Source organism: Sinomicrobium pectinilyticum, assembly GCF_003725735.1.
GTDB classification, from domain to species: Bacteria; Bacteroidota; Bacteroidia; order Flavobacteriales; family Flavobacteriaceae; genus Sinomicrobium; species Sinomicrobium pectinilyticum.
Window position 1 is genome coordinate 106783 of record NZ_RJTM01000059.1, and the last position, 16899, is coordinate 123681.

Annotated in this window: 15 protein-coding genes; 14 read left to right on the forward strand and 1 reads right to left on the reverse strand. The window is 43.0% G+C overall.

Translation table 11 applies throughout. From position 1 onward, the window contains the following. Positions 1 to 120: 120 nt before the first annotated feature. Genes ED312_RS08805 through ED312_RS08820 form a run of 4 tightly spaced genes read left to right on the forward strand, consistent with a single transcriptional unit; the run spans position 121 to position 3559 of the window. Positions 121 to 1344, forward strand: a complete 1224-nt coding sequence (locus ED312_RS08805) for a nucleotidyltransferase domain-containing protein (protein ID WP_206363232.1) — start codon at positions 121 to 123, stop codon at positions 1342 to 1344. Positions 1345 to 1350: 6 nt separating this feature from the next. Beyond that, positions 1351 to 1830 carry a hypothetical protein gene (locus ED312_RS08810; RefSeq protein WP_123215635.1) on the forward strand — a complete coding sequence of 160 codons (480 nt, stop codon included), beginning with the start codon at positions 1351 to 1353 and terminating at the stop codon, positions 1828 to 1830. Beyond that, positions 1823 to 2851, forward strand: coding sequence for a CBASS cGAMP-activated phospholipase (locus ED312_RS08815; RefSeq protein WP_123215636.1), 1029 nt, complete (start codon positions 1823 to 1825; stop codon positions 2849 to 2851). Before ED312_RS08810 ends, ED312_RS08815 begins: the two co-directional genes overlap by 8 nt. A gap of 51 nt (positions 2852 to 2902) precedes the next feature. Further along, a complete protein-coding gene (locus ED312_RS08820; RefSeq protein ID WP_123215637.1) occupies positions 2903 to 3559 on the forward strand; it encodes a hypothetical protein in 657 nt (218 codons plus the stop codon). Between the two features lie 529 nt (positions 3560 to 4088). Here the strand turns inward: ED312_RS08820 and ED312_RS08825 are convergent. Next, the gene (locus tag ED312_RS08825; RefSeq protein ID WP_123215638.1) at positions 4089 to 4814 is read right to left on the reverse strand and encodes an RNA polymerase sigma factor; all 726 of its coding nucleotides are present in this window, start codon (positions 4812 to 4814) and stop codon (positions 4089 to 4091) included. 118 nt (positions 4815 to 4932) lie between these two features. Here ED312_RS08825 and ED312_RS08830 point away from each other — a divergent pair, with 118 nt between their 5' ends. The 10 genes from ED312_RS08830 to ED312_RS08875 form a co-directional block, all read left to right on the forward strand. After that, a complete protein-coding gene (locus ED312_RS08830) occupies positions 4933 to 6096 on the forward strand; it encodes a FecR domain-containing protein (protein WP_123215639.1) in 1164 nt (387 codons plus the stop codon). A gap of 136 nt (positions 6097 to 6232) precedes the next feature. After that, positions 6233 to 8563, forward strand: coding sequence for a SusC/RagA family TonB-linked outer membrane protein (locus tag ED312_RS08835; RefSeq protein ID WP_123215640.1), 2331 nt, complete (start codon positions 6233 to 6235; stop codon positions 8561 to 8563). 54 nt (positions 8564 to 8617) lie between these two features. Then, positions 8618 to 9691, forward strand: a complete 1074-nt coding sequence (locus ED312_RS08840; protein WP_123215641.1) for a TonB-dependent receptor domain-containing protein — start codon at positions 8618 to 8620, stop codon at positions 9689 to 9691. Between the two features lie 11 nt (positions 9692 to 9702). Continuing rightward, entirely contained in the window at positions 9703 to 11241 is a 1539-nt protein-coding gene (locus tag ED312_RS08845) for a SusD/RagB family nutrient-binding outer membrane lipoprotein (protein ID WP_123215655.1), read from the forward strand. 14 nt (positions 11242 to 11255) lie between these two features. Further along, positions 11256 to 11744 (forward strand): RidA family protein, encoded by a 489-nt coding sequence (locus ED312_RS08850; protein WP_123215642.1) that lies wholly within the window; start codon positions 11256 to 11258, stop codon positions 11742 to 11744. Positions 11745 to 11747: 3 nt separating this feature from the next. Next, a complete protein-coding gene (locus tag ED312_RS08855) occupies positions 11748 to 12980 on the forward strand; it encodes an aminotransferase class V-fold PLP-dependent enzyme (protein WP_123215643.1) in 1233 nt (410 codons plus the stop codon). Continuing rightward, positions 12977 to 14245: an amidohydrolase/deacetylase family metallohydrolase gene (locus ED312_RS08860; protein ID WP_206363233.1), complete on the forward strand. Its 1269-nt coding sequence runs from the start codon at positions 12977 to 12979 to the stop codon at positions 14243 to 14245. The genes ED312_RS08855 and ED312_RS08860 overlap by 4 nt, the downstream gene beginning before the upstream one ends. 20 nt (positions 14246 to 14265) lie before the next feature. Beyond that, a complete protein-coding gene (locus ED312_RS08865) occupies positions 14266 to 15195 on the forward strand; it encodes an RraA family protein (RefSeq protein ID WP_123215645.1) in 930 nt (309 codons plus the stop codon). Between the two features lie 27 nt (positions 15196 to 15222). Further along, entirely contained in the window at positions 15223 to 16467 is a 1245-nt protein-coding gene (locus ED312_RS08870; RefSeq protein ID WP_123215646.1) for an aminotransferase class V-fold PLP-dependent enzyme, read from the forward strand. 32 nt (positions 16468 to 16499) lie between these two features. After that, positions 16500 to 16899, forward strand: a 400-nt coding sequence (locus ED312_RS08875) for a nuclear transport factor 2 family protein (protein ID WP_148044258.1), incomplete at its 3' end; no start/stop codon positions are given.

Consider the following 16899-nt stretch of genomic DNA (forward strand, 5'->3'; position numbering starts at 1 on the left):
CACCACAGGGAAATTTTTAGATATGAAAACTTCCGACCATGGACCTTTTAAAGGAGTTCGGAAGGAAAAATGATCCCGGTTAGTAATACAGTACATTAATAAACCAAAACACTTAAAATTATGACACAATCTTATAGAAAAGAAGTTGAAGAAATATTGGATATCCTGGGTGGGAACCTGGATATATCAGAAAGTCAGTATAATGCGGCGGTTAGGAGTTATCAAAGCGTGGGAGATTGGTTGGCAAATAAGGATTCGCCCTTGTATCCCTATAACCCTAAAATATTACCACAAGGCTCCTTTATGCTGGGAACCATGACTAAACCTATACATGAGGAGGACGATATTGACATTGATCTGGTATGCAAAATTGAAGGAAAACCGGATCACTGGACCCAAAAGGATCTTAAGGATGCTGTTGGAGATAGATTAAAACAACATGGTCTTTATGAAAAGATGTTAAAGGACAAGGAAGGCGGAAGAAGATGTTGGACCCTTATGTATTCCGAAGATTCCAAATTTCATATGGATATTCTCCCGTCGTTAGCTGATAGTAATTTCAATCTTATGCTTACAAAGAATTTCGGAGTGGATAATCATCTTTTGGCCATAAGAATAACGGATAAAGAGAGTGTGTTCTATACTTTAATGAGCAATCCTTCATTTTGGTATAAGAGTAATCCATTTGGTTATGCAAAATGGTTTTTCCATAGAGCAACTATTAGCAAAAGTAAGGCTATTCTGCTGAGTGAATCTGTTAGCCCGGTTAGACCTTTTCAAAAGAGAAAGCTACCTCTTCAAAGAGTAGTCCAATTATTGAAAAGGCATAGAGATATGATGTTTGCATCCGATGATTTTAATTCCGAAAACAAGCCCATTTCTATTATAATTACCACGCTTGCCAGTAGAGCTTATGATAAAAGCGATAATCTAGTGGATGCCTATACGCACGTGGTATCCCAAATGCGTAATTTTATTGAAACAAGATTTAACCCGAAGACCGAAAAGTATGAGAAATGGGTTAGTAATCCAATCAACCCAGAAGAAAATTTTGCAGATAAATGGATAGAAGAGCCACAAAAAGAAGAATATTTCTATATGTGGTTGGATAAGCTGGAAGAAGACATCCAAAGTATTCGGTTTGGTGAAGGAAAGGGACTTTATACACTAAACGAGTCTCTGGCAAAACAGTTTGGTGACAATCCTGTTCAACTATCCTTCGCAGCTTATGGAGAGAAAAATAGAATGCGAAGAGAAGCAGGCTTGAGAAAGATGGCTGCCGGAACAGGTATTCTGGGAGCAACAGGAAAACCATTACCAAACCATAATTTCGAGGGAATTTAATATAAGATGAGTAGTAAATATTTCAGGTCAAGTAAAGGTAATAAGTTAAATGGGTTATTGGCTTCTGAGCAACTCAAAAAAATTAAGACTGATTTTCCTGAGTTGCAAATTGTAAAAAATACCTGGAACAGTTTTCAGTTGATAATTCAAATGCAACCCACTTCCATTAGCGCAAAATACGATATCAAAATAGTTTACGAGTTAAATCGTTGGGTTAAAGTGTTTGTAATAAATATGGAGCTAAGGCTTGCTCCTAATCGTGTGAAATTACCTCATGTTTATGATACCAGTAAACAGCAACTTTGTCTCTATTCCCCATCTAAAAAAGAGTGGGATGGGTTTAAGTATATAGCCGATACGATTATTCCTTGGACAAGCGACTGGCTTTATTATTATGAATTATGGCTCCCCGAAGGAAAATGGTACGGTGGAGGTCATAATGAATATCCAAATGAGGAAAATACAAGACTTCTAAAAAATGAGTGACAAAAAATTTAAAATATTAGCAATAGATGGCGGGGGAATTAAAGGTGTCTTTCCTGCTTATTATCTAGCATTGGTTGAACAGGAGTTAGCCAAGAGGATCGATGGAAAGACCCAAATAAAAGATCATTTTAATTTGATAACGGGTACATCTACCGGAGGAATTATTGCATTGGCTTTATCTCTTGGAATTCCTGCAAAAGAAATTTTCGAATTATACATTGAGAACACAAATAAAATTTTTGGGAATAAGAGAAAATTCTTTTTTGGGCAAATGCTTAAATCTGCACACAATAGAGATTATTTGGAAAATTTGGTAAGGGCCAAGTTTAAAGCTTATTTCAATGGAAATGATCCAAGACTTAATGATTGTTTGACCCATGTTGCTATCCCTGTTTATGATCTGATTAAAGGGAATCCAAGTGTCCTTAAATCTCCTTATCATCCAAATTTTAAAAGAGATTTGCATATTCCAGCCTTTAAAGTTGCAATGGCTACATCAGCAGCTCCGACTTATTTTGACCCATACTCTTCTGAATATGAAGATATGGAAGGACTACTAAAACCTTTTAAGAATAAAGTTGATGGAGGGGTCATGGCTAATAATCCGACTATGGTTGGGATTTTGGAAGGTTTGAAGACTTTTAATGCTCAGTTGGCAGATTTAGAGGTACTTTCTTTAGGAACCGGGTATAAAAAATTTACTGAAGGTGAGTCCAACCGCAAACAATGGGGACTGTACTATTGGATGAGGAAAAATAAAAGAAAACGCCTGATCGAATTGTTCATGCAAAGCCAATCTCAGTTGGTAGAAAATTACATTAGTCTGTTGTTCCAGGGAATTGACAAGACAGAAAAGGATAATCCCAATTTTATATATGACAGAGTAAATGTTTTATTATGTGAAGACGATTTTATTGAAATGGATGAGAAAAACCCAGTGAGGATAAAAAACTTTGCAGAACTGGCTATGGCTGAGTTCCATGAGCATGGAAACCATATTATGAAAAACCATTTCTATTAATACGATTTAAGTCTAAGGTTCTATCTCTATTTTCCAATTAAATCAAAGATTATGAAAACTATTGAAACATTGATTTTGCACAGATACGAAGGATTACTCTACCTTCTTGTAGCCGCATATTTATACAAAGAACTACTCCCTATTTTCAAAAGGATACGTTCTTATACGACCAGTTGGATACAGTCTAATTCAGAAAAGCGTAAAAAGAGTCTAGTCAAAAGTCTAAATTATGTCTCGGATAAAAATCCGGTACTAAAAGATATGGTCAAACATGAGATTGAAAACATAATTTATTCCGATTTAACAGGTTACAATTGGAGTAGGCAGAAGCATTTACAGTTCCTAAACTTTTATAATAAAATTAAAGACAGGATTTCTCTAAAGGATTTTAAATTTTTATTTGGAAACTGCCATATCAGTAAAGACGGAGTTGTTTCGATTAAAACTACCTTTTCTACGAAAGTCTATGTGATTCAGAATTATGTTTTACTAGTGCTTTCTGGATTGATGTTTTTGTGTCTTTTCGTGCTTAGTTTTTTGATTTACAAAGAACCATTTGGGATACAGTTTTTTATAGCTATTTTGTGTGTTATATCTTTGTTTGGAAGTTTCTTTTTATTTGGGGAGATTATAAGAATAAAAAGGCTCATAAAATTCATAAAAGGAAATTATGATAATTATTTGATCCCAGATTATGAAACTAAATAGGGTATTTAACTGAATTGATCAGGATTTAATCTGACGATCATAAGTAATTTTCACACAACACAAACAAGACGTAACAACCTATTACCTATCGATCTAAAAACATTGTCACTCTGAGATATCACATAAAAGCTCCAAATCCTCCAAAAATTGGTTCGAGATTTGTATCGTTGGGTCCACCCAACCGGACAAGGCCAAATCTTTAGGTTTTGTCCAGTTTCTGTTTTATGCAAGTACCTGTCAATAGAAGGGATGAGAGATACTTCCTTATTAATTCAAGTGGTTCGATATTGTGAACTATCAAAAATCAATTTCTTATAAAATATCGAACCGACAATTCTTCATTTTAAGGGTTCGATATTTTTGTTTGGGGTTCGATCTACGCACAATCAGAAAATATCACAGGGGTTGAGAATGAATTTAATTTTGAACATTTTTCCTGAGTTGAATATGAAATACCCCTTATTATAATTTGTTTTTACCAAATGGGTGCATAATGAATTATCTTTTTAATGTACTTGTATACAGTCATTTATAATTTGTCTGATTTAGATATTTCAAGACTATCTATGAACATCAAAAAGGGGATAAGGTGTTCGAGTGAAGTCTCATTATCTCCACCAAAGGCCCTCATAATCTCAGTGTTTATGAGGGTTTTGTTTTTTGGCAGTCCATTCCTTTTATTAGATTTTTCATTTTTAAAAGTTCTGGATAGAAAAAAGAGAAACAATTCTTCATCTTTGAATGCTTCCCGTATTTTTTGAAATGCTATCCGCATTTGCGATTCTACCGTTTTAACCGATATACCCAGGATCTCCGAGATTTCGCGATATTTCAGACCTTCGATCTTGTTCATTTCCAGTATTCTTTTGCAGCGATAAGGTAGTGTGTCTATGGTTTCTTTTAATCGCTGAATGCGCCTTTCGGTAAGTTCGTTATTTTCCTTTTCGTTTTCTTCAATGGCTTTTGTCTTGAGCTGGTCGAAAACAGAATACTGTATTTTTTCTTTCCTGTAATAATCTACGTATAGATTATGTGCGGTGGCATATAAATAACTTTTCGGAGAATTGTTTTCGTTTATTTTTTTCCGGTTTACCCAGAAATTGACAAAGGCTTGTTGTGTGATGTCTTCGGCAATGTCCTTGTCTACCACATAAGACATGATGTAGGCAAAGACTTTACTGTAATATTCCGTAAAAAGGGTATAAAAGGCTTTTTCGTTATCTTCTTTAATAGATTTAACTATGCTTTTATCCATTATGAGTTGGTTTAGTTTTAGAAAAGATTCCCTTGAACAGATAAATATTGAAAAAAAAATTAAATTATTGTTAAGGGTTTTGTTTAAATTGACGTAATAGGTTAAAAATAATGTCAACTTGGAAGAGCTAATAGTTAAATTTTTATCAGATTCCCTGACGCCGGAAGAGCTGGAAAAACTCCGGGAATGGCTGGCTATTCCGGACAATCAAAAGGTATTTGAAGGTTACGTGAAATCGAACCAGGACCTTCTGGAATTACTTCATAACGGGAATGTGGACGAAACCTATCCAAAAATATGGAATAAAATCCACGAAAAAGAAAAACCGGTCAGAAAATTAAATCCGCGTTTTTTTACCTACACTGTAGCTGCTGCCGTTTTAATAGTGGTTTTCACATCTGTTTTTTTTATCCGGCAATATATTTCTTCCAAAGTTACCCCGGATGACCTTGTGGACACCAAAACCTCGGTGGTCCTGAAACTGGGCGACGGAAAAACCCGGGTTCTGACCCTGGCAGATACACTGGTGGATGTTACGAGTAACGGTAATATCAAAAGCCACTACCGGGCCAATCAGCTCAACTACTACAATGTCCGGTTAAAAACAGAAAATACCGGGAACCCTGAATTCAATACGATTACAGTGCCCAACGGCAATCGGTTTAAACTGATATTGGCCGATAGTACCGTGGTGCACCTGAATGCGGGAACAACCCTGAGATACCCGGTCTACTTCCGCAATACCGGTAACAGGGAAGTATATCTGCAAGGGGAGGCCTTTTTCGATGTTACCAAAGACAGGGATCATCCCTTTGTGGTAAGTTCGGATGACCTGCATATCGAAGTGCTGGGAACGAAATTCAATATTTCCAGCTACCGGGATAAAAAACTTTCGGAAGTCGTACTGGTTGAAGGTTCCGTGAAAATGCAACCCAATTCGGCGGATAATCCTTCCGCAGCGGGAGTATTGTTAAAGCCCGGCTTCAGGGGTGAACTGGACAGCACTTCCGAAAAAATAGCTGTGGAAGAAGTGGATACCTACCTGTACACCGCATGGATGAACGGTAAACTTATTTTTCGGAACAAGACCTTTGATGAGATCCTCGAAACCCTGGAAAGGCATTATAATGTAAAGATCATCAACGAAAACCGGGAACTGGGAAAATCGAAATTCAATACCAGTTTCGGAAGTGATGTCAGGCTGGAACGTATTCTTTTTTACTTTGAGAAGATGTACGGCATAAGCTATACTGTTAAAGAAGATACCATTATAATAAAATAAAGAAATGCCTATGTAACATTCCGGAACAAAAAAACGGCATCGGAGATAAAAAAATCGGAAAATGTTGGCCCATTTCCCGATTACGTACGATGCGATTAATCCTTAGTCATTAACCACTCATAAACAGTACAAAAGTATGAAAAAACTTCTTAAGCGTAAAAGTAATTTTCAGCTATTAAAATTTGACCTTAAGATGAAGCTAAGTGCACTTTTCCTGCTAACGGCACTTTTTGCAATGCATGCGAATACTTCCTATTCGCAGCGTAATAAGGTCTCTTTGGATATCAGTAAAAAATCTGTCCGGCAGGTTCTGGAGCAGATAGAGCGTAAAACAGATTACCGGTTTGTGTATAAGCTGGATGATGTGGACCTGAACCGGAAGGTAACCTTGAAGGTGTCCGATGAACTGATTACTAAAGTTCTCGATGTGATTTTCAACAATTCGGAAACGGAATATGCCATTCTGGATAAGCAGGTTTTCCTTTTAAAGAAGAAAACACAAAGCCTGTCCGACCCGCCTTCTGCCGGTCCTGTTACACCGGGCCCGGTGCAACTCCAGGTTACCGGGGTTGTCACGGACGATCAGGATATACCCCTTCCGGCTGTGAATATTATTGAAAAAGGGACCGGTAACGGGACCTCCACCGATTTTGACGGAAATTATGCCATTACGGTAAGTGAAGGTGCCGTACTTGTGTTTTCCGCAATGGGCTTTAAACCGCAGGAAATAACGGTAGGCGACGAAACCACCGTCAATGTGAAATTGCTGCCCAATACGGAGCAGTTGGGTGAAGTGGTGGTAACGGCATTGGGTATTAAAAAGGAAAAACGTTCCTTAACGTATGCCGTTACCGAAGTTGGCGGCGATCAGTTTACCCAGGCCAAGGAAACAAACCTGGCCAATGCACTTTCCGGGAGGATAGCAGGTGTAAATGTTTCCAGTTTGGCTACCGGCGCAGGGGGATCGAGCCGGGTTGTTATCCGTGGTAATACTTCGTTGTCGGGAGATAATCAACCGCTATATGTCATTAACGGAATGCCCATGGACAATACCACTATGGGGGGTAGTGCCTCCACAAGCGGGGGAGGTTTTAATATAGATCATGGTGATGGTACGGGTGGTATTAACCCGGACGATATCGAATCTATAAGCGTACTGAAAGGGGCTACGGCAGCAGCCCTTTACGGTTCGCGGGCATCTAACGGGGCCATAATTATCACTACCAAAAAAGGGGCCCTTCAAGCCGGCATAGGCATTGAGGTAAATTCCAGTTTTACCCTCGATTCCCCTATGGATTTCACTGACTGGCAATATGTATACGGCCAGGGGAACGGCGGGCAGAAACCCGGCAATCAATCCGAGGCCGTAACCTGGGGTAGAAGGAACTGGGGAGCCCTGATCGACGGCTCCGACTATATAGCCTTTGACGGACAATTGCACCCCTATACGGCCAAGAAGAACAATGTCAGGAACTTTTACAATACCGGGACCACTTTTACCAATACGGTAGCGATCAGTGGCGGAGGGGAAAAGACCAGCTACAGGTTTTCGGCGTCGGATACCGATAATAAGGGACTGGTGCCCAACAACAGTTTTAACCGGCGCATCTTCAGCCTGAACTTCAATTCCAGAATAGGAGAAAAACTTACCCTGGAAGGAATGGTCCAGTTCAATAAATCCAAAGCGTATAATAAGTCCAGTGCCGGAGATGCGACGGGAAATCCCAACTGGGTAAATATGCTCGCCAATACCGTAGATGCCCGGTGGCTCGATCCCGGTTATGACGAAAACGGTACGGAGATCGAATGGAACGAAACACCGTATGCTTCAAACCCCTATTTCGTGGCCAATAAGTTTAAGAACACCGAAGTAAGGGACCGTTTTATCGGGCAGTTTTCATTGAACTACCAGGTCACTGAAGACTTGTCCGTAAAAGGATCGGTAAGTAAGGATTACAGCAATTTTAATTTTACGGCGATTCTGCCTACCGGAACCCTGTACACCAACAATGCTGCGGGGGAATATCACGGTTTTGACCTTATCGTGAGCGAGACCAACAGTATGCTGAACATTAACTACAATAAGGATCTGTCCGAGGACTTAAACCTCGGGGCCATGATAGGCGGGAACATCCGGAAGTACAAGAACGAACAGACGTCTTTTGACGGGACACAGTTTATCATCCCGTTTTTTTACAGTTTTACCAATCTGGCTACGAGTACCGCTATCCCGACAAACAAACACCTGACGACGAATTCTTTATTTGCATCCTTTGATCTGAGTTATAAAGATTTCCTTTATATAAACGCTACGGCAAGAGAAGACTGGTTTTCTACCTTAACGGCGGCAGATGGCGGCAGCAGCGATAACAACATTTTTTATCCGTCCGTAGGTGCCGGGTTTATATTTTCGCAGGTATTGAAACTTCCCGAATGGGTGAATTACGGAAAACTTCGTGGTTCCTAGGCACAGGTAGGCGGAGGGTTACCCGATCCTTATACCCTTAGCGAAAGTTATACCATGGTGCCGAGCAGCGGGGAACCGTTACAACAGGTTACCCAGATTTCAGGGCAACGGCTGCTGGCCAATTCCAATCTGCGGCCATATACATCCACGACCTATGAATTCGGCCTGGAATCCAAATTATTCGGCAACCGTTTTGGCTTTGATATAGCCTACTACAATAAAACGACAACAGACGATATCGTAAATGCGCAATTGCCGGTAACCACGGGATATGAATACACCTATTTTAACGTAGGTAAAGTAGTCAATAAAGGAATAGAAGTTACCCTGGACGGAACGCCGGTGAGAAATGACAATTTTACCTGGGATGTCGGTTATAATTTTGCCTATAACAACAGTGAAGTTGTGCAGCTGGCCGAAGGATTGAATACGATTTCCGTGGCAAGTTCCGTAGGGGCCTGGGCGGAAATCCATCATGAAGTGGGGCAGCCTTTCGGTATTATCAAGGGCTATTCCATGTTGAGGGATGACAACGGTAATATTGTTTTCGATTCTTCTTCAGGTTTCCCGGTAAAAAGCGAACTGAAAAAAATCGGGAATTCCGTCGCCCCGCTTTCCATGGGACTTAATAATCATTTCAAATACAAGAACTTTTCTTTGGATGTATTGGTCGACGGGAGATTTGGCAATGATGTATTTTCGGTATTAAACGTATATGCCACGCGCTTCGGCCTTTCCAAAAGAACCCTGGAAGGACGGGAAGAAGGCCTCACATTAACCGGTGTGGATGAAAACGGTAATCCCTATACCAATAATATCCCTTCATCCGACATCCGGTCCTATTATGAGAATATGAAAAACTATTCGGACCAGTTCATATACGACGGGAGTTTTGTAAAACTGAGACAAGTGGTTTTGAGTTACAATATCCCGGTAGACAAACTGAAGTTGTTCAAGCTGCAATCCGCATCCGTGTCTTTTATAGCCAGGAACCTGGCCCTGCTCTACAGCAAGACGGACAATTTTGATCCCGAATCCGCATTTACCAACGGCAACGCGCAGGGATTCGAATCTTTCGCACTTCCGAGAACACGGAGTTACGGCCTGAACCTAATGCTAAAATTTTAATGAAGATCATCATGAAGAAACTAAACATAAAATACCTCGTCGCTTTATGGATATGGGCGCCGTTGTTCATAGTGTCATGTGACAAAGGTTTTGAAGAAGAGAATACCAACCCGGATGCTTCAACCCAGGTGGAACCGGAATATATGTTTACCAAATCGCTTTACGATGCGTTGAATAACAGTACCGGGACAGTATATGAATTTTCTGCCGGAGGGTTTGTACAGCATTTTGCCACCTATCTGGAAGTTCCGGGGCTGGGAGATAAATATGTCTATACGTCCGGGACATACCCTTATGCCTATTTTTCCGGGGCTTATGTGGACGGGATCAATGAGATCGGAAAAGTAGTGAATGTGCTGGAAGGTGATGAAGATAAAGTGAATATGCACGCCATTGCTTCCATATGGAAAGTATATATCTTTCACCGTGTGACCGATCTGTACGGGATGATCCCGTATACGGAGGCCGTTACTGCATATGGCGAAGGGAATTACAGCCCGGCTTATGATACCCAGGAAGATATTTATAAAAATATGCTCTCCACATTGCAGACTGCTATCGACGCTTTTGACAGCAGTAAGGAAACCTTTGGCAGCGGCGATCTTATCTACGGCGGAGATATTGCGAAATGGAGAAAATTCGCCTATTCCCTTATGCTTCGCCTGGCCATGCGGATGACTAAGGTAGATGCTGCTTCTGCACAAACGTGGGCACAGACAGCGATTGCAGGGGGAGTTATAGAGAATACGGCCGACGAGGCCATCATACCTTATGCGGGCGGACAGGAAATCAATTCCAATCCTATTTCCTTCCAGTTGCGGAACAATAATTACAGTGCTTCCAACGGGGGATCGAGCAATACCGAAGGAGGAAAGTTCTCAGCAACCTTTATAGACTATCTCAAAGAAAATAATGATCCCCGCCTGACCTCAATTGCCGCGGTTTGGGTGAACGGGTCACAGGACACTACTACCGCCCTTCAGCAGGGGATGTCAAACGGACTGGTAAACAAACCGGGAAATTTCGGGGAATTATCTGAGCCAAACCTGGAAACATTCCTGTCCCTTACCGCATCATTGACCGTAATGGGAAGCGCAGAAATGAACCTGCTTCTGGCCGAAAGTACCGCACGGGGATGGGCCCAGGGAGATCCGGCGACGTATTATGAGAAAGCAATAACCAATGCTATGAACAATATGGGGGCTCTTTACGGTAACGCCGCCGCTATCCCGGCCGGAAAAATTCAGGATTATATAGATAGCCACCCTTTGCCGTCTTCTTTTGACGAGCAGATGGAAGCTATCCATACCCAGTTCTGGGCATCCGTTTTCCCGGATGAAATAGAGGTATATTCCAACTGGAGGAGAACGGGATACCCCGAACTGACTCCGGTGGATGTCACCGGAAACCTGACCAACGGGACTATACCGAGAAGATTAACTTATCCGCCAAGCGAAATAAGTGTAAATACGGAAAGCTACCAGGAAGCAATTAAGGTCCAGGGAGCGGACACGTTTGTAACACGGGTTTGGTGGGATGTAGAACAATAAAAACAGAGATTATTATGGAAACACAAAGAAGAGGCGCTTTGCGCAAAATTGCTACCTCGGTTTTCGGTTTGGTCGGAGTAGCAGCTTTCGGAAGAAGTTTAAATTCCGGATCCCCCGGAAATACATCGGCTTCACCGATTACCCGCTTTAAACGGGAAGAAGATGAAGATCAGGAAGTGCCCCTGTTCTCCAGTTCGGTAGTGCATAACGGATTAGTGTATATCGCCGGGAAAGGAGCGCATTTCGAAGGGGATATCAAAGACCACACCGAGCACGTTCTGGAGGAACTGAAAAAAGAGCTTGAAAAAGCCGGGTCTTCCATGGAACATGTATTAAAAGTGAATGTATACCTGGCCGACCTGCACGATTACAAGGCCATGAATGAGGTATACCATGGCAAATTCGGAAAGAAACCTCCTGTACGTACTACAGTAGCGGTCTACGGAGGGGTCCCCGGAGATTCGCTTGTGGAAATAGATTGTATAGCAGCGCTAAAATCATAAACTATGATAAGCAGACGCAGGCTAATACAACAAATATCAGCCCTCCCGCTTATGGGAGGTCTGATGTCTTTTGATCTTGCAGGAGCATCCCGCCTGATACTGCCCGATGCAACAATACCAACCGCCCGTAATTATTTCCAGGAACTGGGTGTCCGAACCTTTATCAATGCGGCCGGCACCTATACGTCCATGACCGGGTCTCTGATGGCAGATGAGGTAAAACAGGCGTATATGAGGACTTCCGAGGACTTTGTCGATATTGATGAACTTCAGGACAAAGTCGGACAGCGGATAGCGTCTTTACTCGGGTGTGAAGCGGCTACGGTCACTTCGGGGGCAGCTTCGGCAATTACCCTTGGTACTGCGGGAGTGTTGACCGGTACCGATCCGGAAAAGGCGGCAAAGCTTCCGCATTTGGCAGGAACGGGTATGAAAACCGAAGTGATCATGCAGCGCAAGCATTACATAGAATACGCTCATGCTATTGAAAATTGCGGGGTAAAGATCGTATATGTAGATACAAAAGAAGAACTTAAAAGAGCGATCAATAAAAACACCGCTATGTATTACTTCGTGAATTTTCTGAATTACGAAGGGCAGATACAGTGGGACGGTGTCCTCGAAGTCTGCCGGCAGTATAATATACCTACGATGATAGACTGTGCCGCCGATGTGCCACCCGTGGAAAACCTTTCGAAATATACCGATATGGGGTTCGATATGGTGTGTTTCTCCGGGGGTAAGGGGCTTCGTGGCCCACAGAGCGCGGGGGTACTTCTCGGAAAGAAGAAGTATATCGATGCCGCCAGGGTAAGCGCCCCGCCGCGGGGAAATACTATCGGCAGGGGAATGAAAGTAAACAAGGAGGAGATCATAGCCATGATGGTAGCCATTGAGAGTTATCTGAAACGTGACCATGAAAAGGATTGGGCTTTGTGGGAGAGCCAGGTCAATCACATAAAGAACAGCATTGGCGATATTCCCGGACTTGAAGCAAAAATAGATGTGCCCGTTTTGGCCAACGTGGTACCTACGCTGAACCTTTCATGGAACACACAGCAAGTGAAAATCTCGGGAGACCGGCTGAAGGAGGAAATGCGGAAAGGGCATCCTTCTATAGAAATTGCAGGTGGCGGTAAAAATTCGGTAAGTATTACCACCTGGATGCTGAAACCCGGCCAGGAGCGCATAGTTGCCTCCAGGCTATCCGAAATATTACACCAAAAAAGTATATGATGCAAAACAGAAGAATAATCCTTAGTACAATTATATGTGTTTTATTTCCGCTATTACACGCCGTAGCCCAGAAATACGATCTGTTAATTCAGGAAGGGACGGTAATAGACCCGAAAAATAAAATACGCGAAAAAGTAATGGATATAGCTATTAGCAACGATACCATAGTAGCCGTATCCGGCCGTTTGAATCCCAAAGATGCCAAAAAGGTAGTTAATGTAAAAGGGCTGTATGTAACCCCGGGCCTTATAGACCTGCACAGTCACCATTTTTTCGGGACGGAAGAAAATCACTATCTCTGTAACGGGTATTACGCCGTACAGCCCGATGCCTTCACCTTTCGTTCGGGAGTGACCACGGCAATTGATGCCGGAAGCTCCGGGTGGAAGAGTTTCGAAAAATACAAGAAACAGACAATAGCACATTCCAAAACAAGAATACTGTCCTTTTTGAATATTGTCGGCGAAGGGATGCGTGGCGGTGTGTGGGAGCAGGACCTGCAGGATATGAACGCAAAAATGACGGCATTGACCATAGCGCAGAACCCGGAGCTTATAGGTATAAAAGTAGCACATTATTCCGGTGCCGAATGGACCCCTATTGAGCGTGCCGTTGAAGCAGGAAGACTGGCGAATGTTCCCGTAATGATAGATTTCGGCGGACATGAACCCCCGCTTTCGCTGACCAAATTGTTGCTGGAAGAATTGCGTCCCGGGGACATTTTTACCCATATGTACGCCAATCTTGCCGATGTCCGTATGACCATACTAAACCCGGAAACCGGAGAGTTGTATGATTACGCCACAAAAGCCAGGGAAAGAGGAATCGTTTTCGACGTCGGCCATGGCGGTGGTAGTTTTGCATTCGCCCAGGCAATACCAGCAATAAAAAAGGGTTTTTTCCCGGATGCGATCAGTACCGATATCCATACGGAAAGTATGAACGGGGGGATGAAAGACCAGCTTAACGTCATGTCCAAATTCCTGAATCTGGGAATGTCCCTTGCTGATGTTATCAAAGCTTCGAGCTGGAAACCCGCGCAGGTAATACACCATGAAGAATTAGGAAATCTCAGCGTTGGCAGTGTGGCAGACATTGCCGTTTTATCCGTATTGAAAGGAGATTTCGGTTTTATAGACAGTGCGGGAAACAAGATGAAAGGCAACCGGAAGCTGCAGTGTGAAATGACCGTCAGGGCCGGGGAAATCGTATATGATCTCAACGGATTGTCCAGCCCCATGTGGGATGCTTCCGATGCCCGGTAAATCATTAAAAAAATTCACTTATGTGCAAACCCAATAAGATATTCGCATTTCTGGCCCTGCTTAGTTTTGGCTTTACGCAATCCTATGGCCAGGAGATCAGCAAAGAAGAACTCGTGTATTTAACCGGGGCCTGGACAGGGGAACGGTTTGATAACGGTCGCCCTAAAATACCGGATGACCTTATCGAACGTGCAAGGGATATTTCCATAGATGAAGCCTGGCAGATATTAAATAACGAAGGTTATAATTCCCAGTATGAAGGCGATTGGAAAATACTGGACAAAGACATAGCCATTGCAGGCCGTGCCGTAACGGCCATGTTCCTGCCGAGTCGCCCGGATGTGGAAGACCGGATCAAAAAAAGAGGAAAAGAAGAAGGCCGTGCAGGAAATACTAATTCATGGCCTATCGAAACACTTACCAAAGGCGATGTTTATGTCGCCGATTCCTTCGGGAAGACCATGGGAGGTACCCTGATAGGTGATAACCTGGGAAATGCCATTTATGCAAAAAGCGGTAACGGTGTTGTGTTTTACGGTTCTTCCAGGGACATGGAAGGATTATCGGAGATAAAAGGATTTAACGCTTTTGTAAAAAACTGGAATCCTACTTACCTGAAAGATGTTATGCTTGCCGGATTGAATACACCGATACGTATGGGACAGGCCGTAGTGATGCCCGGTGACCTGGTGCTCGCCAAACCGGAAGGGGTTATTTTTATTCCTGCCCACCTGGCGGAAAAGGTGGTTATGACCGCCGAATTTATAACGCTTCGGGATCAGTTCGGTCAGCAAATGCTGAGGGAGGGGACTTATACCTCCGGACAGATAGACAGTGAATGGACAGGTGAGATCAGGGAGCATTTTTTACAATGGCTGAACCGGCATGAAGCCGAATTGCCTATGAGCCGGGAAAGACTGGATGAGTTTATGAAGGAGAGAACCTGGTAAAGTCATATAACCATCTAAACAAATTACATGAAACGAAGAGATATTGTCAAGGGATTGCCATTGCTTCCCTTGATGGGAGGTATTACCGCGGGGGGATTATTCCCTTCCGGTGCCCTCTTTGGAGAAAATAGTACTCCCCGGTCCAATATCCCCGATTATTTTGAGGAGCTGGGCATTACCAGGGTTATCAATGCTGCGGCAACCATGACCTATTTGTCGGGTTCCCTGATGCTGCCGGAAGTATTGGAGGCCGTTACTGCCACGGCACATGATTTTGCCGATATGCATGAATTGCAGGATAAAGTAGGTGCGAAAATTGCCGAAATGTTACATTGCGAAGCGGCGATAGTTACTTCCGGTGCTGCATGCGCCCTGGTTCTGGGAACGGCCGCTGCCATAACAGGGACGGATGAAAACAAGCGCAAGCAAATTCCCAATCTCCCCGGGCCACGGCCGGAGGTAATTATGCAGAAGAAACACCGTTACGTTTTTGACCAGGCCATTACCACTACCGGGGCAAAGATCGTAGAGGTAGAAAATGCCGTGGACATGGAAAAAGCCATAAATGAAAGGACAGTCATGGCTTTATTTTTTAATGCGGCGACTTCCTGGTATGGCGGAGAGGACAGTATTGGCCATGAGGAGTTCATCGCTATTTGCAAGCGGCATCATATCCCGACCTTTATCGATGCGGCGGCAGATGTTCCCCCGGTCGAGAACCTGTTTAAATACCAGAAAATGGGTTTTGACATGGTTACTTTTTCCGGGGGTAAAATGATCCGCGGACCACAAAGCGCAGGATTGCTTTTCGGCAGGAAAGACCTGATCGAAGCTGCCAAACTGAATCACAGCCCCTACGAAGCTCCTATAGGAAGGCCGATGAAAGTAAATAAAGAAGAGATTTTCGGAATGTATGCCGCCCTGAAAACATATTTGCAAAGAGACCATAAAAAAGAGTGGCGGGAATGGTTAAGGAGAACGTCGTCCATAAAACATATTCTGACGGAAGTTTCCGGTGTCAGGACAAAAGTATATATCCCGGAAGGGCGTGCCAATGTGTTTCCGTCTCTGGATGTTTATTGGGACAAGAAAGATATATTTATAGAGCCTAAGGAGGTTTATGAAAAACTGAAAAACGGTAATCCGAGCATAGTGACCAGTCTGGCTACCAGAAATTCCAGAGAAGTATTGAATGTCGGTGTGGTTTTATTAAAACCGGAACAGGTAGATATTGTAGCCAACACGGTAAAAGAGATATTAAAACAAGGTTGATTTACAGACCGGACCCACCAAAACACCAAATTATGAAAACATTACCAAAGATATGGATACCGTTCTGCTGCCTGTTACTGTTGGTTTGCTGTAAAGAAGCAGTGCAGGAAAAGGAAGACATCAGGACATTACAACGGGAGGAAATTGCTAGCCCTGCAGAGGAAAAGAAAGAAGTAAAAGCTGTGGTGGAGTTGCTTCGTGGTGCTATTATCGAACCGGATGCCACGCTTCTGAAAGAACTTACGGCCGATGAGCTGACCTATGGTCATTCGAGCGGTATTATTCAGGATAAAGACGAATTTATAGAAGATCTCGTTCATGGTCCATTCGATTTTACGACAGTGGATTTTACAGACCAGCGCATTGTGGTCTCGGGCCGTACCGCCATTGTACGCCATGTATTCGAAGCAAAGGCGACCAATGCCGGGACGC